Genomic DNA, 17,722 nt, shown 5'->3' with positions numbered 1-17,722 from the left:
CTGAGCTTCAATGTGGAACGGGCGGTCCCCTAGTATATATTGACGAATTTCCTCGATACGGAACGAATGAAGCTAAATTCTTTGAAAGAAAAAGTATTTAGAAAAAAGGGTGGAACCACGTTCTCACACTCGTCCCTTGTTATAGGGACGGGTGTTTTTTGTCTATATAAAAGTGTGGATAGGAAGCAAATGAATATTTGAGGAGTGTTTCGGATGACAGAAGAAGTGAAAAGTAACGTTTTATTAACGTTTCCAGATGGAGCGAAAAAGGAGTTTGACAAAGGCATCACGATAGAAGAAGTTGCTACTTCTATTTCACCAGGGTTGAAGAAAAATGCCTTGGCAGGGAAATTGAATGGCGAACATATTGATTTGAGAGAGCCTATCGAAGTAGATGGAGAAATCGCCATCTTAACTTATGATTCTGACGATGGATTAGATATTCTTCGTCATAGTACAGCTCATTTAATGGGACAAGCGGTGAAACGTCTTTATAAGGACGTGAAATTAGGAGTTGGACCTGTCATCGAAGAAGGTTTTTATTACGATATTGATATGCCTGAAACATTGACACCAGAAGATCTTCCGAAAATCGAAAAAGAAATGAAACGTATTATTGAAGAAAATCTGGAAGTTAATCGCGTTGAAGTAACGCGAGAAGAAGCAATAAGTCGCTTTAAAGAAATTGGTGACGATTTGAAATTAGAACTTCTAGAAGACATACCAGAAGGGGATAAGATTAGCATCTATGAACAAGGGGAGTTTTTCGATCTTTGCAGAGGTGTTCACGTTCCACAAACTAGTAAATTAAAGAAATTCAAACTCTTAACGATTAATGGTGCGTATTGGCGTGGGGATAGTGATAATAAAATGCTCCAACGGATTTATGGGACGGCATTTCCGAAACAATCTCAAGTGGATGATTATCTAGTTCTATTGGAAGAAAGAAAAGAGCGTGATCATCGGAAATTAGGGAAAGAGCTAGGCATTTTCACAGTTAATCAAAAAGTAGGACAAGGCCTTCCACTTTGGCTGCCTAAAGGAGCTACGATCCGACGCACAGTGGAGCGTTACATTGTTGATATTGAAGAACGTCTTGGTTATGACCATGTTTACACACCTGTATTAGGTAGTGTCGATCTTTATAAAACGTCAGGTCATTGGGATCACTATCAAGATGACATGTTTCCTGTCATGAAAATGGATAATGAAGACTTGGTTCTCCGACCGATGAATTGTCCGCACCATATGATGATTTATAAAAATGACAAGCATAGCTATCGAAACTTACCGCTTAGAATTGCTGAGTTAGGGACAATGCACCGTCATGAAATGTCAGGAGCATTAGCAGGTTTGCAACGAGTTCGTGCGATGACTTTAAACGATGCCCATATTTTCTGTCGGCCTGATCAATTAAAAGATGAATTTATTCGTGTCGTCGAACTTGTTCAAGCTGTATACAAAGATTTCGGTATTAACGATTACTACTTCCGCTTATCTTATCGAGATCCTGAAGATACAGAGAAGTATGTTGACAACGATGAAATGTGGGATAAGGCACAGGCGATGCTGAAAGAAGCCGTAGACGACATGGGAGTCGACTATGTGGAAGCGGACGGAGAAGCTGCTTTTTACGGTCCTAAGCTAGATGTCCAAGTGAAAACAGCTCTTGGGAAAGATGAAACGCTCTCTACTGTTCAGTTGGACTTCCATTTACCGGATCGTTTTGATCTCACGTATGTTGGAGAAGATGGCAAAGATCATCGTCCAGTCGTTATTCATCGAGGCGTCGTTTCTACAATGGAGCGGTTCGTTGCTTTCTTAATTGAAGAATACAAAGGAGCTTTTCCGACTTGGCTTGCACCTGTTCAAGTACAGGCGATCCCTGTTAGTGATGTTCACATGGATTACGTAAAAAAGGTAGAAGATGAATTGAAGAAAGCAGGAATCCGTGTGCATGTCGATGTTCGTAGCGAAAAGCTAGGTTATAAAATTCGCGAAGCGCAAATGCAAAAAATTCCTTATCTCCTTGTATTAGGTGATAAAGAAATTGAAGCAAACGGTGTGAACGTTCGTCGATACGGACAGAAAGATACGGAAGAAGTGAGTCTTGAACAATTTATTGCCAATATAAAAAAAGATATTCAAGAGTTCTCTAGGTAAAGATCTTATGAAATAGAGTTGACATGCTTATCTCAGTATGGTAAATTAGTTCAAGTGAACAATAACTGGAAACAAAGCAAGAAGGAGCGCCCGCTTCTCACCTGATTGACGATGTAGTTGACAGGTTACGATTTTACTAACACTTATTTAGAAGTGTGGGCGCAAACTTGCACCCACACTTTTTTCTGTGTGTCATCATCCCTTATATTATGAACTTATAGGTGATTGATGTAGAGGAACATCTTGCTTTGATCCGCAATTATCATGGAGGTGGCTCAATATTAGTAAGGACATGTTCGTAAACGAAAACATTCGCGCTCGCGAAGTACGTTTAATCGGCGCAAATGGAGACCAAATTGGTGTAAAGTCAAAACAAGAAGCTCTTGAAATGGCAAGAACCGCTGATTTAGATTTAGTGATGGTCGCGCCAAATGCAAAACCGCCAGTGTGTCGCGTTATGGATTACGGGAAACATCGTTTCGAGCTACAAAAGAAAGAAAAAGAAGCTCGTAAAAAGCAAAAAATCATTAACTTGAAAGAAGTGCGTTTAAGCCCAAATATTGATGAGCATGACTTCAATACGAAGCTTCGCAATGCTCGCAAGTTTTTGACTAAGGGTGATAAAGTCAAAGCAGCGATCCGTTTTCGTGGACGTGCGATTACTCATTCAGAGCTAGGAAGAAATGTTCTTGTAAAGCTAGCAAAAGAATGTGAAGATATTTCAACGATAGAATCGAGACCTAAAATGGAAGGCCGGAGTATGTTTCTCATATTAGCTCCAACGGCTGAAAAATAGATCGAAATTATCTTTGATACGATTCGTTAAGCAAAACAACAACCGACTGAAGGTTCACCCACCGACAACAACAACGAACAACGAATACTCGGACAGGAGGAATTTAGAATGCCAAAAATGAAGACCCATAGTGGTGCTGCCAAACGATTTAAGAAGACAGGTACTGGTAAACTTAAACGTGGACATGCGTACACAAGTCATTTAGCTGCAAACAAATCTCAGAAGCAAAAGCGAAAGCTACGTAAATCAGGACTTGTTAGTAAAGGTGACCAAAGACGCATCGGAGAAATGATATAGTATCTAGTTCAATGAAATAATTGAGCGAAATTTTTACCTTTCGTATTACAACTACGAATAATTTGACTTAAAAGGAGGGATTACGATGGCTAGAGTAAAAGGCGGGTATGTTGCCCGTCGTCGTCGTAAAAAAGTTTTAAAGCTTGCAAAAGGGTATGTAGGTTCTAAGCATAGATTATTTAAGACAGCACAAGGACAGGTAATGAAGTCATTCCTATACGCTTACCGTGACCGTCGCCAAAAGAAGCGCGACTTCCGTAAGTTATGGATAGCTCGAATCAATGCAGCTGCTCGTATTAATGGTCTTTCATATAGCCGTTTCATGCACGGTCTTAAGCAATCAGGTATTGAAATGAATCGTAAAATGCTTGCTGACTTAGCTGTTCATGATGAAAAAGCTTTTTCGGATCTTGCTGAAAAAGCAAAATCAAGCTTAAAGTAATTAAATTGTAACCGGGTGGCGCAAAGGGATTTATTCTTTTGATGCCACCCTTTTATCTTGAAAAAAGAAATGGGTTTGTGGTCAGTTAAGGTAACGAGTTTCTCAGATTTCTTATTGGTATAATTTGAAGGAGACAAGGATTCATGGATTTATTCGTAATAATTGGACTTATAAGCTATTTTTTTATTATAAACCTTGTTGGCGCAATACTGATGGCTTCAGATAAACGGAAATCTCAAAAGCGGAGAACGTGGCGCATTTCTGAAAATACACTAATGATGACTGCTTTACTTGGTGGCGCTACAAGTATGTTTGTTGCTTCGAAATCTCTTCGACATAAAACAAAAAAGTGGAAATTTCGACTAGGCTTACCTTTATTCATGGCATGCCATCTTCTATTCGTGTTATATTGGATTTAAGGTGGAGGCTTGTTTATCAAAGCATGACAACCTATTTTTTTTCATAGATTATAAGTGAGAGGAGGATGACTACAACATGGAATCATTCAACGAAGCCATTCCTCGATTCATTGAAGAAGCAGGCTGGCTTGCACCAGTCTTGTTTATAATATTACATTTGATTAGGCCGTTATTATTTATACCTGTGATTGTTGTTTGTATTGCTGGTGGATTTTTGTTTGGATTTGTTTATGGAACGATCTATTCAATTATAGGATTGTCACTAATGAGTTTATATTTCTATAAACTTGTAGATATCTTTCCGAAGTTTCGAGAAAGAGTTCTCAAGCTAAAGAAAAAAGTGTTTAAAGATCGAGTGATTTCTGTCGGTCAAGTGATGATTTTACGAATGATGCCGTTTGTTCACTTTCATTTATTATCACTATATTTAATGGAAATGACGTCATCTTTCAAGGAATACATGCGTTACTCCGTTGTTGGTGTTATATTACCAGCAATGTTATATACGGCTTTTGGTCAGGCAATCACTGAAATGCCTTGGTACTTATCGATTATATTCTTCGGAAGTCTTGCCATAGTATTTTCATATCTAGGCAAACGAGGTACAGCTGTTTACAAATGGGATCGTTTTTTTCCCAAGAAAGCAATAGAATGAAGGCTAATAAAAAAACCTGTACTTCAGATTAATGAGTACAGGTTTTTATACTTTAAGAATGCTTAACTTCGCTAAAGGGTTAAAGTATAAGATAAACTAAGGCTTTCGTCATGAAGGACTTGGCGACAAAAAGTTGTTCTGATAATTTTAAAAGGTGGACTTATTGACAGTAGATAGAAAAAAACTCGTAACTGTGATAAATATTCGTTACGAGTTAGTATATGAACTATTTTTTTTGTCTTTCTAATCTTTTAAGCAATTCGTGAATAGGGCTTCTCCATTCAATTTCTGCTTTTGGATAGCGCAACAACAATTCTTTTTCAATAAATTGAAAGTCACGTCTACTTAATCCTTGTAATTGATCACTCTCTTCTGTCCAAACCATAATTGATGTAACTTCAAATGTGTCGTCAGAGGCACCAAGGAATTTTTCGCCTTCAAACATAGCGCTGCGAAATGTGAACACAACATTCTTACGAATATTATCGGGCTCGTCTAATAAATAGAAATTACCTTGTTGATGGGCACTTTCCAGTTTTCGACGCGGGTCTAACAAATACTTGGCGATACTAAATAAAATGATTCCAACAGCAAGTAGAAGGAATACTCGAAACAAGATCACGGTTATCATGATCATCTCTCCTTCATCAGGGAAGCTTATAAAGAATCCCGATTTATTTGGGCTAAATAATAATTCATTTCTAATTAAAGATGCCTTGATATATGCTACGATTGACGACGGGATAAGTTTCAAAAATATAGTAACTTTTATTTATTGTTTGTTTGAAAATAATTATCTTCTAGTTTAAAGTATAATGAATGAATGTAGGATAAATCAAGGGGAAGGTGTTTAAAATGAATTTTTCTAAGCTATTTAACATGCAAAAGGATTTGGACAAATATATTGAGACTAAGCAACAGCTTAAAGGAGAGCCTTTATTAGAAAGGAAGTTATTGGCATTTCAAGTTGAATTAGCAGAATTAGCTAATGAAACGAGGTGTTTTAAGTTTTGGAGTGAAAAAGAGCCATCTGCCTGTGAAGTTATTCTTGAGGAATATGTGGACGGAATTCATTTTCTTCTTTCAGTAGGAATTGAATTTGGGTTTGATAATCAGCCTGTAATTGTTTATCCAATTCCAGCTGAAGCAACAAAAAATGAACTTGTTGAAACATTTTTTAATTCGATGGAAGCGATTGTTCACTTGCGCGAAGAAAAAACACGGCTTAGCTATGAAAATCTATTCCGAGTCTATCTTTCCTTGGGCGCTAAATTAGGATTTTCATCAGATGATGTTGAGGAAGCGTACTTGAAAAAAAATGAAGTTAACCATCAAAGACAAGATCAAGGGTATTAATTCATTTAATATTTCGGTTATCGAAAAGAATTGAGAAATTACTTTGAAATCGTTATAATAAGGGGAGTACATAATTATTTTTCTTTAGAAAAGTTTAACTTCGCTAAAGGAAAAGCGTGATAATAATTTAGTTGAAAAAATACTGACGTTTTATTTAAACCAAAGGAGGCTTTAATTCATGGAAGACATGTTAAAAATGCTTAAAGAATTAACTGATGCAAACGGAATTCCTGGAAATGAGAGAGAACCGCGCGAAGTGATGAAAAAGTATATTTCACCTTTTGCGGAATCGGTAGAAACCGATCACTTGGGAAGCTTGATCGCTAAAAAAACGGGTTCTGTTCAGGACGGACCGAAAATAATGGTGGCAGGCCACCTCGATGAAATTGGTTTTATGATTACAAACATTGATGACCGTGGATTTTTAAAGTTCCAATGTGTCGGTGGATGGTGGGAGCAAGTAATGCTTGCTCAGCGAGTGACTGTGATGACTCGTAATGGAAATATACCTGGAGTAATTGGTTCTAAACCGCCACATATCTTAGCTCCAGATGCTCGAAAAAAATCGGTCGATAAAAAGGAAATGTTTATTGATGTTGGGGCAACAAGCAAAGAAGAAGCAGCTGAATTTGGTATTCGCCCAGGCGATTCAGTAGTTCCTGTTTGTGACTTTACCGTGATGAAAAATGAAAAAATGTTAATGGCTAAAGCATGGGATAATCGAATCGGTTGTGCTATTGCGATTGAAGTCCTTCGTCGTCTAAAGGATGAAGATCATCCAAATACGGTTTACGGAGTTGGGACGGTTCAAGAAGAAGTTGGTCTTCGCGGCGCGAGAACTTCGGCGCATCATATCCAACCAGACATTGGTTTTGGCGTCGATGTAGGTATTGCAGGAGACACACCAGGCATTACTGAGAAGGATGCTTTGGCTAAGATGGGAAAAGGGCCGCAAGTGATTATGTTTGATGCGTCAATGGTCTCTCATAAAGGCTTACGCGACTTTGTAACAGTTACTGCGGATGAGAAGAAGATTCCATACCAATTTGATGCTGTTCCTGGTGGTGGGACGGATTCAGGTGCGATCCACTTAACAGCAAACGGTGTTCCAGCGCTATCAATTACAATTGCGACTCGTTACATTCACACACATGCGGCGATCCTCCACCGTGATGATTTTGATAATGCTGTTCAATTAATTGTAGAAGTGATCAAGAAAATGGATCGAAAAACTGTCGATCAAATAACGTTTAATTAATTTTTTGAAAAAGCCTGTCCCAAAGTATTGGTGACAGCCTTTTTTGTATTTATCGGAGTTTTTTTGGCAAAGAATTGTTCAAGTGGAGGGGGACTTGAGCAGTTAGTGAGATGGATAGGGCAAAAATACAGTTGAAGGGCATTTGATAAACTGTTACTCTTTTTTATTTTCAACCGATCAAGAAGATTTTAATTGCCAAAATTTAAGCAATAAATCAAAATGACTCGAACAATATTAGTCTGGTTTTTTAAATTGTCGAATTAGCTCTTGACGGACACAACGACTATTATTATACTTCATTAAGTGATTTTCGAATTGATTTAGATTGGAGTGTCCATATGCAGAAAGTATTTAGTGTTCTTATTATTTTTATCTCGTCCGTCGTATTAGCTTTTGCATTTAATCTATTTTTGTTGCCACATGAAGTATTAACAGGAGGGGTAACTGGTCTTGCAATGGTGTTTGGTTTGTTAACACCAATTAATGCAGGTTACTGGATGGCGCTACTTAACGTTCCTATATTCATTTTAGGATGGATGAAATTAGGAAAGCAATTTATTGTGAATAGTCTCTTCTCTGTATTAGTTACATCTGTGGCTATGATATACATTCCGATTGTACAAGTGACGGATGACGCCTTACTCTCATCTGTATTTGGTGGCGTTATTGCGGGTGCCACGATTGGTATAATTATTCGTTTTTATAGTTCTACAGGAGGTTTTGATATTGTTAGTTTAGTACTAATTAAGAAGTGGGATGTGCCTCTTGGTGGACTTTTTTTTGCATTAAATAGCATTGTAGTAGTTATTTCAGGCTTCTTCTTTGCTTGGGATCTTGCGATGTATACAATGCTCTCGATATACATAACTGGAATAGTGATTGATCGTATTCATACGCGTCATATTAAATTAAGTCTGATGGTTGTCACAAGTAAAGGCGATGATCTGAAGAAAGAACTTCTGGCGAATTTAGTAAGAGGAATTACAGTTATTGAAGGTCAAGGTGCTTATTCAGGCGAAAATAAAAAAGTATTGTATACCGTAATCACACGTTATGAATTGGCGGTTCTTAAACCAATCATAAAAGAAATTGATCCGACCGCTTTTGTTAGTGTAAGTGAAAGTATGGAAGTGATGGGCAATTTCAGGAGAGATTAAAAGAGAGCTTGAAAAATGAGGTTTATCCTTATTTTTCAAGCTACACATCTTTAATCATTCAACTTTACTGAAGTTCTTTTGAAATGCTTTCTGTGAGAGATTGCTTTTCTTCTTCACTGGCTTGGTTCCAAAAAATTTCCATTAATACACCTAAACCTGGGAGCATTTTTTCTTCACCGCTTTGAATCGCGTCAACAATCGTTGCTTCGACATCATCTTGAGTACTGCCGGACACATTTTCTAAAATGGCCCCACGTAAATTAAAACCACTCATGTTTTCCACCCTTTCTTTAAGTCACTCAACTTATTTTGAATATTTTAATGAACAAACCTAAACATAAAGATTAGAATCGTTTTACTTTGATAATTCTGTTATAGTATGGATAAAACTGTTTATAATTATGTAAAATTTATAGTTAGAGGGCCGTTATTGTGATAAGTATTGTCAAAAAATTTACGTATAGGAGAGACTATGGAAACGATTGAATCTATCCAAAATACAAAGATTAAAGCATGGAAAAAACTTCACACGAAAAAAGAACGTGATCAATCAGGGCTCTTTTTTATTGAGGGTATGCATTTAATAGAAGAGGCGTTAAAATCTTCAATAATAATTAAACATTTGGTAATTGTAGAAGGGAAAGAGATCCCAAAGGAGTGGGATGTCAAAGAGCTGTCTAGTGTCTATGTAACGGAGCGAGTGATGAAGGAGTTATCTGAAACCGAGGCACCTCAAGGTATTGCAGCAATTTGTGAAAAGCCATTGAATGTAAATCTTCCTTTGGAGAACGGGAGGTACTTATTTATCGATGGCGTTCAAGATCCAGGTAATTTAGGAGCGATGATTCGGACGGCTGATGCGGCGGGGATGTCAGGAGTGGTCTTAAGTGACCTTACAGCAGATCCCTATAATGGCAAAGTGATCCGTTCAACACAAGGTTCACTGTTCCATTTGCCTATTCAAAAAATGGATCTCGAAGAAGCGGTTGAGCTATGCAAGGAAAGTAATGTTCCTGTATTTGGATCAAGTCTTCAAGGAAGTACATTTACAGCTATTGAGCCACAGAAGAATTTTGCGCTTATCGTAGGAAATGAAGGGAATGGTGTGAAAGAACGACTGTTGAAAATGAGTGATCAAAATCTGTACATTCCTATTTTTGGAGAAGCGGAATCACTAAATGTCGCGATTGCTACAGGCATTCTTCTTTATCACTTAAGAGGAGCGTAGCATAGCTTAGTTATTAAAAGATAAAAAAGAAAAGTTTATTTGACTAAACGATTTGCGAAATCTTCGTAAAACTTATATAATATTCAACAGAAATAGACAAACAGAATGATTTATGACGAAGAAGGAAAATAGTACGCTGATACGTTCCTATTCAGGGAGGAAATGCCTTAGACTGAAAGCATTTCTATGTGGGACCCAGCCGAATTCACTCTGGAGTCGATCCAAGGAAAATAATTTTTCCTGATGATCCGGCAGGAAGACCGTTATCTTCTTCATTGAGTGAATACGAGTAGTATCGTATTAACAAGGGTGGTACCGCGAGTCTTCGTCCCTTCATAGGGATGAGGGCTTTTTCTGTATTATTTTAGTTTCAATAGTGGATGGGTCATTCTTAGGAGTTGACAAAAAAGGAGGAACTTTCATGTTAGATCGTTTACAAGAGCTTCACGATGAAGCGATGAAAAAAGTTGCAAATGCATCAAATTTGCAAGATTTAAAAGAAGTTCGAATCGCGTATTTAGGAAAAAAAGGTCCAATTACTGAAGTAATGAAAGGAATGGGAAAACTATCCGCTGAAGAGCGACCAAAAGTAGGTCAAAAAGCGAATGAGGTTCGCCAATCCGTCGCGAGTTACATTGAAGAAAAGGAACAAGCTTTTGAAGAAACAGCGTTACGTGAAAAGTTAGCAAAGGAAAGCATTGATGTGACATTGCCAGGCCGCCCCGCCCGAAAAGGTGGACGTCATCCATTAACATCGGTGGTAGAAACGATTGAAGACGTATTTATTGGAATGGGCTTTAACGTAGCTGAAGGACCAGAAGTAGAGACAGACTATTATAATTTTGAATCATTGAACTTACCGAAACATCATCCAGCTCGCGATATGCAAGACACATTTTTCGTTACATCAGATTTACTATTGCGAACACAAACATCTCCAGTACAAACGAGAACGATGGAAAAGCATCAAGGAAAAGGTCCAGTTAAAATTATCTGTCCAGGAAAAGTATACCGCCGTGATGAAGACGACGCGACTCACTCTCACCAGTTCATGCAAATAGAAGGGTTAGTCGTGGATGAAGGAATAAGAATGAGTGATTTAAAAGGAATATTCGAGCAATTTGTCAAACGCTATTTTGGTGAAGAACGAGAAATTCGTTTACGTCCTAGTTATTTCCCATTCACAGAGCCATCAGCTGAATTAGATGTTAGCTGTGCGATGTGTCATGGCAAAGGGTGTCGTACGTGTAAACAAACTGGTTGGATTGAAGTGTTAGGCTCAGGAATGGTCCATCCGAACGTCCTACGTATGAGTGGTTTTGATCCCGAGAAATATTCAGGTTTTGCATTCGGAATGGGAGTTGAACGTTTTGCGATGCTAAAATATGGCATTGATGATATCCGTCATTTCTACACAAATGATACACGCTTTTTATCACAGTTTACTCATGTTTAATAGCGTTGTATCAAGAATGAATCTAGCGAAATTTAAGGAGGAACAATTGTGTTAATCTCATATAAATGGCTAAAAGAATATATCAACCTTGCTGATTTAACAGCAGAACAAGTGGCGGAAAAATTGACGCGAAGTGGTGTGGAAGTAGAAGCAGTTACAGCTTTGAATACAGGCATCACAAAGCTTGTTGTTGGAAAGGTATTATCATGTGTGAAGCATCCAGAGGCGGATAAATTAAACATTTGTCAAGTAGATGTAGGAGAAGAAGAACCCGTTCAAATTGTCTGTGGTGCGAAAAATGTGGCAGCAGAACAGTTTGTCGCAGTAGCGAAAGTTGGCGCACGTCTTCCTGGTGGAATGAAAATTAAGCGAGCGAAACTTCGTGGAGAAAAATCGGAAGGCATGATTTGTTCCTTACAAGAACTTGGTATGGAAGCGAAGACGGTTCCGAAAAAATATAGTGAAGGAATTTTTCATTTTCCTCAAGAAATGACTGTAGGAGAAGATGCACTCGCGCCACTTGGTTTAGATGACACAATTTTAGAATTGGATTTAACGCCGAATAGAGCTGATTGTCTTAGCATGCTTGGAGTTGCTTATGAAGTTGCAGCAATTCTCAATCGTGACGTGATAGTTCCTGAACCTGCGATCGTTTCTGTTAAGGAAAAGGCAAGTGATGCAGTGTCAGTAAAAGTGGAGGCGTCGGGTGATAATCCTTATTACGGAGCTTCAATCATTAAAGGAGTCAACATTGGCGAATCTCCATTATGGTTGCAAACTATCTTGATGGCTTCTGGTGTTAGACCAGTTAACAATGTGGTGGATGTGACGAATTACGTTCTTCTTGAGTACGGGCAACCACTTCACGCCTTTGACTTTGATCGTTTCGGATCAACGGAAGTATTAGTCCGTCGTGCGACAGAAAACGAAACAATTACTACGTTAGATGAAACTGAACGGACTCTTTCTGGTGAACACCTTGTGATTACAAATGGAACAAATCCTGTTGCGATTGCTGGTGTTATGGGAGGTGCTACTTCTGAAGTAGAAAATGATACGGTCAATATTTTACTAGAAGCAGCTTTCTTCAGCTCTGAACCAATTAGAAAAGCTTCAAAAGACTTAGGCTTACGCAGTGACTCTAGCATTCGTTTTGAAAAAGGAGTAGATCCTAATCGTGTTGCTGAAGCTGGAGCGAGAGCAACTTCTCTTATTGTACAACTTGCTGGTGGTCAGGTTTTAGAAGGACCAGTTGCATTTGATCAATTAAATCGAGAGTCTGTAGAAGTGGCGATTAGCTTAGATAAGATTAACCGAACATTGGGAACAGAACTTGAGGTAGATCAAGTAAGAGAAATATTTGCTCAGCTTCAGTTTCCATATGATGAAAAAGACTTGACTTTTACTGTTGCCGTTCCAACACGGCGTCAAGATATCTCAATTGAAGCGGATCTTGTGGAGGAAATAGCTCGGTTGTACGGGTATGATCACATTCCGACAACATTACCTAATACACCAACAACTCCAGGTGGTTTGACAGATTCACAAAAGAAGAAGCGAAAAGTTCGACGTTTTCTTGAAGGCACAGGTGTTCACGAGGCTGTAAGTTACTCGCTGACGACGCAAGAAAAAGAAGCTCATTTTAGGGAAACATCTGAAGGCCAAGTGAAAATAACCTTGCCGATGAGTGAGGAACGGAGTGCGTTAAGAACGACACTGATTCCCCACCTCCTAGATGCATTAAGTTATAATAAAAATCGAAATTCCTACAATGTTCATCTGTATGAAATGGGTACGGTTTTTCACACGGATGAAGATCCGATAACTGTTCAACCAGAAGAAAAAACATATTTGTCTGGTGCATTTATGGGGCTATGGCATGAACATGGTTGGCAAGGGGAGAAGAAACCGGCTGATTTTTATGTTGTTAAAGGAATCGTCGACGGAATATTGTCAGAATTACATGTGACTAGTGACGTTCGCTACGTAGCAACTGAAAAACACGGGCTTCATCCAGGTAGAACGGCACAGGTAGAAATCGATGGCCGGCAAGTAGGCTATCTAGGACAACTTCACCCCACAGTAGCGAAGGAATGGTCCCTTCCTGCTACGTATGTCTTTGAATTAGATCTATTGGCACTAATGGCTCTTTCGACTGCTGACCTACGATATCAAGCGATTCCAAAGTATCCAGCAATGGAACGCGACATAGCTCTAGTTGTGGACGAAAATGTTAATGCAGAAGATTTAGAGCGGATTATCCTTGATCATGGTGGGAAATTGTTAAAGAAAGTGGCTGTATTCGATTTATATCAAGGTGAAAACATGGCTCCAGGTAAAAAATCACTTGCGTTTTCATTACGATATTTGGACGCTGAAAAAACATTAACGGAAGAAGAAGTTACAAACGTTCATGAGAAAGTATTACAAGGTTTAGAAGAAAAAGCGGGAGCGACTCTTCGTTCCTAATTACCTGCTCTGTACAATTCCTTTCAGAAGGGAGTGTACAGAGCTTTTGTATGTTTGATTAATAGTAAATCAGAATGAAGCTAACGAAATATGAATAAGGATGTTACATGACACCTCCTATGAATTGCAAAGAAAAAAGACCCCTTAATTGGAGGTCTTATCTGAACTAATTAGTAACTCTTGTTGTGTTAGAGAAATGCCATTTGGTAATGTGATATAAGGAATCTTTTCCTTTTAATGCAAAGATTTTTTTTGCGGCTTTATCAACGTTTGGTCCTGCACCTTTAGGAATCGGTAATCCTAATTTTTGTTCGAGTTTATCCATTTCTTGCAAGAAAGAATAACGTGCTAAAATGGAAGCGGCGGCCACTGAAGGATGGAGACCTTCTGCTTTAGTAGCGAAATAAAGCGGTTTTTCAGATGACCATTTTTTATTATTGGAAGAAAGGTATTTGAAGTACCCAGATGGAGTGACAAATTGATCAATTAATGTACCGTCAAAATCAAGACCATTTTCGCTACATTTTTCCATCACGTTTGTGATTGCTTGGTGATGAAGTAGAGCTTTCATTTGTCCTTGGTTCATGCCTTTTTCCTGGAGCGAGTTGTATTTTTTATTGTCTAAAATGAGTAGGCTGAAAGTACATTCATGAATTAACTTCGGTGCGAGTGCCCGAATGGTATCATCTTTGATCGTTTTAGAGTCGCGAACACCCCAGCTGTCAATCGTATTCATCTGCTCTTTTGTTAAGTGAACGCAGGCTACAGTCATCGGACCGAAATAGTCGCCAGTTCCTGTTTCGTCACTTCCTAATAAAATTTTTTCTTCAGTTTTATCAGGAGGGTAATAAGCATGATTATCAACTGAAGCAGCTGGAGAAGATCCTAATTTTTTGGTTTTATTCCCTGAAGAAATCCCTTGTTTTTGTTGCCATTTTCCAGCTTCACTGTCTGCGCCTTTCCCTTGAAAAAGAACTTTACCTGATTGGTAGGCGGTAATGCTGCATTGACTTGTTTTCGCGGCAAAGACAGCACCTTGTGGAAATTTGTCCTTCAAAGAAGAGTGATAATATTTTTTAAGTTCTAACAGTTGTTGTTTTGGAACATTTAATACTTGATGACTCATGTATCCAACCGCCTTTCTAAAACTGTGACTGATGACTCTTTCAAAGTATAGACAAAAACAGATAATATTTCATCGGTTTTCATCTATTTAATAGATTATATTTTCATTGCTGTTTTGACATGTTATGATATATGATAGGATTTCTTTGGCGAATGGAGGGTTATTGGTGGGAGATGAAAGTGAAAAAAGTCGAACAAGTGTGACGATATATAACCAACAATATACCATCATCGGTAAAGAAAGCTCAGATCAAGTAAATGCTGTAGCTGAGTTGATAGATAAAAAAATGAAGGAATTGAAAGAGCACAATCCATATCTTGATTCAACAAAATTAGCAGTTCTTGCTGCTGTAAATATCGGAAATGATTATTTAGCTTTATTAAAACAAGTAGAAGATGAAAAGAGAAAGATGAGGACTAAATACGATGCTTAGTTTTATTTTATTTTTTATTTTGATCATTAGTTTTTTTGTCGGTTTTAGAAGAGGACTTATTCTTCAAGTTGTTCATTTAGTTGGCCTTTTTGTTTCGTTAGCTGTAGCCTATTTATATTATCAGGAAGTAGCTCATTACATAAGATTATGGGTCCCGTTCCCACAACTCTCGGAAGATTCAAGTTTTCAGTTACTTGTAGAGTCGTTTAATGTTGAAGCAGTATATTATAATGGTATTGCTTTTGTTGCATTGTTTTTTATATCTAAAATTCTGTTGCAAATTGTTGGCTCTCTATTTGATTTTCTTGCTCACCTACCAATTCTTCATTTTTTAAACGGATGGTTTGGTGGAATATTAGGCTTTTTAGAGGGGTTGGTCGTGGTAACTGTTCTTCTGCATTTAGCCGCAGTTATTCAAATTGACTTGGTGCAAGCTACGCTTCAAGGGTCTTCATTTGCACAGATGATCTTTGACTATACGCCGATTATTTCTGATGAGTTAAAAGAGATTTGGAGTAAGGGATGGAATGATTAGCTTCTCGTAAATGGCGAGAAGCTTTCTTTTATTGTGATCACAATAAAAGAAAGCTAGCTAACGACGAAGAAATTTATTCGTGATCAAATTGGCGTTATCTGATTAATTACTTGCAGGTTATCCTATCAATTAGCTATGATAAGGAAGAATGAATGGAATAAGTGATATTATGGGACGAGGTGAAAAGAAGTGACAGTGATGAATAAAAAAGATGTATTAACTGCCTTGGAACGAATTGCGGTTTATTTAGAAATAAAAGGTGCAAATGCTTTTCGTGTTTCTGCTTACCGCAAAGCGGCACAAGCATTAGAAAGAGATGAGCGAACTCTAGCAGAGATTGATGATCCAGCGAAACTTACTGGTATCGGCAAAGGAACTGCAGGCGTTATTAACGATCTTATCCAAAACGGAGAGACACCTTTGCTAAAAGAACTGGAAGAGGAACTGCCTAATGGTTTACTTCCTTTATTAAAGCTTCCGGGACTTGGTGGGAAAAAAATCGGAAAGTTATATCAAGAATTACAGGTCACTGACGTTGAATCACTTCGGACTGTTTGTGAAGAGAAAAAAGTGCAAAATCTAGCTGGATTTGGTAAAAAAACCGAAGAAAAAATTCTCGCAGCGCTTGATGATCTCGGGAAACGTCCAGAGCGATTAACGATTGCGCAAATTCTTCCAGCAGCAGAGGACATTAAAGACCGATTAACAAATATAAATGAAATTACCCGATTCGAGCTTGCGGGCAGTTTCCGTAGGGGAAGAGAGACAGTTAAAGATTTGGACTTTATCCTCTCCACAGAAGATCCTCAATCAGTTGGTGATGTGCTAGTTTCGATGGAGCACGTAAAAGATATTATAGGTCATGGAGAAACAAAAGTGAGTGTTGAGTTCGAATATGGGGATCTTATTGTTCCGGTAGATTTTCGGATGATCAAAGATGAATCCTTTGCAACGACACTTCATCATTTTACTGGATCCAAGGATCATAATGTGATGCTTCGCCAATTGGCGAAAGAGCGAGGCGAAAAAATTAGCGAATATGGCATTGAAATAGAATCTACTGGGGAAGTGAAGCACTTTAAGACGGAGGAAGCGTTTTTTGAGCATTTTAACCTACCTTTTATTCCGCCTGAGATTCGTGAAGGTATGAATGAACTAGAGGCGTTTGACAAAGATTACGAAATAATTGATGCTTCTCATATAAGGTCTGATATGCATATGCATACAACATGGAGTGATGGCGCACAGTCTGTTTCCGAGATGGTACAAGCTTGCAAAGATAAAGGTTACGACTATATTGCCATCACAGATCATTCAAGATATTTGAAAGTTGCGAATGGCTTAACGATTGAGCGATTGAAACGTCAACATGAAGAGGTTCGTAAGCTTAATGAGACGATGAATGATTTCACAGTGTTTACAGGAATTGAAATGGACATTTTGCCAGATGGAAGTTTGGATTATCCTGATGATGTCCTCGAAGAAGTTGATTTCGTAATTGCTTCGATTCATTCCTCGTTTCAGCAAGATGAAAAAATAATTATGAAACGATTGGAAAATGCATGTAGGAATCCTCATGTAGCGATGATTGCTCACCCAACAGGAAGATTAATTGGGCGGCGCGACGGTTATCCGGTCAATATGGAACGTCTGTTTGAATTAGCTGTAGAAACAGACACAATTCTTGAACTAAATGCAAATCCAAATCGGCTCGATCTATCAGAAAAGTGGGTAAGAAAAGCCCAAGAAGCCGGTGTAAAACTAGCGATAAATACGGACGCTCATCGGTTTGAAATGCTAGATCATATGCCAACAGGTGTGAAAACAGCAAGGAGAGGTTGGCTAAAAAAGTCAACGATTGTTAATACATGGACGGCTAAAGAAATGGCAGCGTTTCTTTGGAAAAATAGAAGATAGTCAAAGTTGGAGGTG

General features: G+C 38.3%; 18 protein-coding genes and 2 other annotated features. Of the genes, 15 read left to right on the top strand and 3 right to left on the bottom strand.

The features are described from left to right. Positions 1–213: 213 nt before the first annotated feature. The 6 genes from thrS to ACM26V_RS10950 all read left to right on the top strand — a co-directional run bounded on the left by thrS (position 214) and on the right by ACM26V_RS10950 (position 4,772). Positions 214–2,163, top strand: coding sequence for a threonine--tRNA ligase (thrS, locus tag ACM26V_RS10975; RefSeq protein ID WP_416151460.1), 1,950 nt, complete (start codon positions 214–216; stop codon positions 2,161–2,163). 72 nt (positions 2,164–2,235) lie between these two features. Beyond that, positions 2,236–2,354, top strand: a sequence feature (ribosomal protein L20 leader region). Between the two features lie 101 nt (positions 2,355–2,455). Further along, positions 2,456–2,959, top strand: a complete 504-nt coding sequence (gene infC, locus ACM26V_RS10970) for a translation initiation factor IF-3 (RefSeq protein ID WP_416151459.1) — start codon at positions 2,456–2,458, stop codon at positions 2,957–2,959. A gap of 108 nt (positions 2,960–3,067) precedes the next feature. Continuing rightward, positions 3,068–3,256, top strand: a complete 189-nt coding sequence (rpmI, locus tag ACM26V_RS10965; RefSeq protein ID WP_416151458.1) for a 50S ribosomal protein L35 — start codon at positions 3,068–3,070, stop codon at positions 3,254–3,256. Positions 3,257–3,341: 85 nt separating this feature from the next. Then, positions 3,342–3,698 carry a 50S ribosomal protein L20 gene (rplT, locus tag ACM26V_RS10960; RefSeq protein WP_416151457.1) on the top strand — a complete coding sequence of 119 codons (357 nt, stop codon included), beginning with the start codon at positions 3,342–3,344 and terminating at the stop codon, positions 3,696–3,698. Between the two features lie 143 nt (positions 3,699–3,841). Further along, positions 3,842–4,117 (top strand): DUF1294 domain-containing protein, encoded by a 276-nt coding sequence (locus ACM26V_RS10955; RefSeq protein WP_416151456.1) that lies wholly within the window; start codon positions 3,842–3,844, stop codon positions 4,115–4,117. A gap of 76 nt (positions 4,118–4,193) precedes the next feature. After that, positions 4,194–4,772 carry a TVP38/TMEM64 family protein gene (locus ACM26V_RS10950; RefSeq protein ID WP_416151455.1) on the top strand — a complete coding sequence of 193 codons (579 nt, stop codon included), beginning with the start codon at positions 4,194–4,196 and terminating at the stop codon, positions 4,770–4,772. Between the two features lie 226 nt (positions 4,773–4,998). Here ACM26V_RS10950 and ACM26V_RS10945 read toward each other — a convergent pair whose 3' ends face one another. Then, complete coding sequence (locus ACM26V_RS10945; protein WP_416151454.1) at positions 4,999–5,403, bottom strand: sigma-w pathway protein ysdB; 405 nt, start codon at positions 5,401–5,403, stop codon at positions 4,999–5,001. Between the two features lie 248 nt (positions 5,404–5,651). Here ACM26V_RS10945 and ACM26V_RS10940 point away from each other — a divergent pair, with 248 nt between their 5' ends. From ACM26V_RS10940 to ACM26V_RS10930, 3 genes are all read left to right on the top strand, one after another. Continuing rightward, positions 5,652–6,128 carry a dUTP diphosphatase gene (locus ACM26V_RS10940; protein ID WP_416151453.1) on the top strand — a complete coding sequence of 159 codons (477 nt, stop codon included), beginning with the start codon at positions 5,652–5,654 and terminating at the stop codon, positions 6,126–6,128. 178 nt (positions 6,129–6,306) lie between these two features. Further along, positions 6,307–7,386: a M42 family metallopeptidase gene (locus tag ACM26V_RS10935; protein ID WP_416151452.1), complete on the top strand. Its 1,080-nt coding sequence runs from the start codon at positions 6,307–6,309 to the stop codon at positions 7,384–7,386. A 338-nt stretch (positions 7,387–7,724) separates the two neighbouring features. Next, positions 7,725–8,543: a YitT family protein gene (locus ACM26V_RS10930; protein WP_416151451.1), complete on the top strand. Its 819-nt coding sequence runs from the start codon at positions 7,725–7,727 to the stop codon at positions 8,541–8,543. Positions 8,544–8,607: 64 nt separating this feature from the next. On the opposite strand, the gene sspI is transcribed toward ACM26V_RS10930, so the two are convergent. Then, complete coding sequence (sspI, locus tag ACM26V_RS10925) at positions 8,608–8,817, bottom strand: small acid-soluble spore protein SspI (protein WP_416151450.1); 210 nt, start codon at positions 8,815–8,817, stop codon at positions 8,608–8,610. A 198-nt stretch (positions 8,818–9,015) separates the two neighbouring features. Between sspI and ACM26V_RS10920 the strand changes: the two genes are divergently transcribed. The 3 genes from ACM26V_RS10920 to pheT all read left to right on the top strand — a co-directional run bounded on the left by ACM26V_RS10920 (position 9,016) and on the right by pheT (position 13,696). Beyond that, a complete protein-coding gene (locus ACM26V_RS10920; RefSeq protein WP_416151449.1) occupies positions 9,016–9,771 on the top strand; it encodes a TrmH family RNA methyltransferase in 756 nt (251 codons plus the stop codon). 109 nt (positions 9,772–9,880) lie between these two features. Beyond that, positions 9,881–10,107, top strand: a binding site (T-box leader). Between the two features lie 85 nt (positions 10,108–10,192). Then, a complete protein-coding gene (pheS, locus tag ACM26V_RS10915; RefSeq protein WP_416151448.1) occupies positions 10,193–11,227 on the top strand; it encodes a phenylalanine--tRNA ligase subunit alpha in 1,035 nt (344 codons plus the stop codon). Between the two features lie 48 nt (positions 11,228–11,275). Next, on the top strand, positions 11,276–13,696 hold the full coding sequence (gene pheT / locus ACM26V_RS10910; protein WP_416151447.1) for a phenylalanine--tRNA ligase subunit beta: 2,421 nt from the start codon (positions 11,276–11,278) through the stop codon (positions 13,694–13,696). Between the two features lie 166 nt (positions 13,697–13,862). Here the strand turns inward: pheT and rnhC are convergent, their stop codons facing one another. Next, on the bottom strand, positions 13,863–14,822 hold the full coding sequence (gene rnhC / locus ACM26V_RS10905) for a ribonuclease HIII (protein WP_416151446.1): 960 nt from the start codon (positions 14,820–14,822) through the stop codon (positions 13,863–13,865). Positions 14,823–14,988: 166 nt separating this feature from the next. Between rnhC and zapA the strand changes: the two genes are divergently transcribed. From zapA to polX, 3 genes are all read left to right on the top strand, one after another. Then, positions 14,989–15,255: a cell division protein ZapA gene (zapA, locus tag ACM26V_RS10900; protein WP_416151445.1), complete on the top strand. Its 267-nt coding sequence runs from the start codon at positions 14,989–14,991 to the stop codon at positions 15,253–15,255. Beyond that, positions 15,248–15,790 (top strand): CvpA family protein, encoded by a 543-nt coding sequence (locus ACM26V_RS10895; RefSeq protein ID WP_416151444.1) that lies wholly within the window; start codon positions 15,248–15,250, stop codon positions 15,788–15,790. The genes zapA and ACM26V_RS10895 overlap by 8 nt, the downstream gene beginning before the upstream one ends. A gap of 198 nt (positions 15,791–15,988) precedes the next feature. Next, the gene (polX, locus tag ACM26V_RS10890) at positions 15,989–17,707 is read left to right on the top strand and encodes a DNA polymerase/3'-5' exonuclease PolX (RefSeq protein ID WP_416151443.1); all 1,719 of its coding nucleotides are present in this window, start codon (positions 15,989–15,991) and stop codon (positions 17,705–17,707) included. Positions 17,708–17,722: the final 15 nt, after the last annotated feature.

Origin of the sequence: Salipaludibacillus sp. HK11, from assembly GCF_047795645.1 — a bacterium.
Taxonomy (GTDB): domain Bacteria; phylum Bacillota; class Bacilli; order Bacillales; family Salisediminibacteriaceae; genus Salipaludibacillus.
This window is presented reverse-complemented; position numbering and strand designations above follow the sequence as displayed.

What these genes read in the sequence shown, in the direction of transcription:
- rnhC (WP_416151446.1), bottom strand. Translation starts at nt 14,822, where the DNA reads ATGAGTCATCAAGTATTAAATGTTCCAAAACAACAACTGTTAGAACTT.
- ACM26V_RS10955 (WP_416151456.1), top strand. Translation starts at nt 3,842, where the DNA reads ATGGATTTATTCGTAATAATTGGACTTATAAGCTATTTTTTTATTATA.
- thrS (WP_416151460.1), top strand. Translation starts at nt 214, where the DNA reads ATGACAGAAGAAGTGAAAAGTAACGTTTTATTAACGTTTCCAGATGGA.
- sspI (WP_416151450.1), bottom strand. Translation starts at nt 8,817, where the DNA reads ATGAGTGGTTTTAATTTACGTGGGGCCATTTTAGAAAATGTGTCCGGC.
- infC (WP_416151459.1), top strand. Translation starts at nt 2,456, where the DNA reads ATGTTCGTAAACGAAAACATTCGCGCTCGCGAAGTACGTTTAATCGGC.
- ACM26V_RS10920 (WP_416151449.1), top strand. Translation starts at nt 9,016, where the DNA reads ATGGAAACGATTGAATCTATCCAAAATACAAAGATTAAAGCATGGAAA.
- ACM26V_RS10930 (WP_416151451.1), top strand. Translation starts at nt 7,725, where the DNA reads ATGCAGAAAGTATTTAGTGTTCTTATTATTTTTATCTCGTCCGTCGTA.
- polX (WP_416151443.1), top strand. Translation starts at nt 15,989, where the DNA reads ATGAATAAAAAAGATGTATTAACTGCCTTGGAACGAATTGCGGTTTAT.
- ACM26V_RS10895 (WP_416151444.1), top strand. Translation starts at nt 15,248, where the DNA reads ATGCTTAGTTTTATTTTATTTTTTATTTTGATCATTAGTTTTTTTGTC.
- pheS (WP_416151448.1), top strand. Translation starts at nt 10,193, where the DNA reads ATGTTAGATCGTTTACAAGAGCTTCACGATGAAGCGATGAAAAAAGTT.
- rpmI (WP_416151458.1), top strand. Translation starts at nt 3,068, where the DNA reads ATGCCAAAAATGAAGACCCATAGTGGTGCTGCCAAACGATTTAAGAAG.
- ACM26V_RS10945 (WP_416151454.1), bottom strand. Translation starts at nt 5,403, where the DNA reads ATGATAACCGTGATCTTGTTTCGAGTATTCCTTCTACTTGCTGTTGGA.
- ACM26V_RS10940 (WP_416151453.1), top strand. Translation starts at nt 5,652, where the DNA reads ATGCAAAAGGATTTGGACAAATATATTGAGACTAAGCAACAGCTTAAA.
- ACM26V_RS10950 (WP_416151455.1), top strand. Translation starts at nt 4,194, where the DNA reads ATGGAATCATTCAACGAAGCCATTCCTCGATTCATTGAAGAAGCAGGC.
- ACM26V_RS10935 (WP_416151452.1), top strand. Translation starts at nt 6,307, where the DNA reads ATGGAAGACATGTTAAAAATGCTTAAAGAATTAACTGATGCAAACGGA.
- rplT (WP_416151457.1), top strand. Translation starts at nt 3,342, where the DNA reads ATGGCTAGAGTAAAAGGCGGGTATGTTGCCCGTCGTCGTCGTAAAAAA.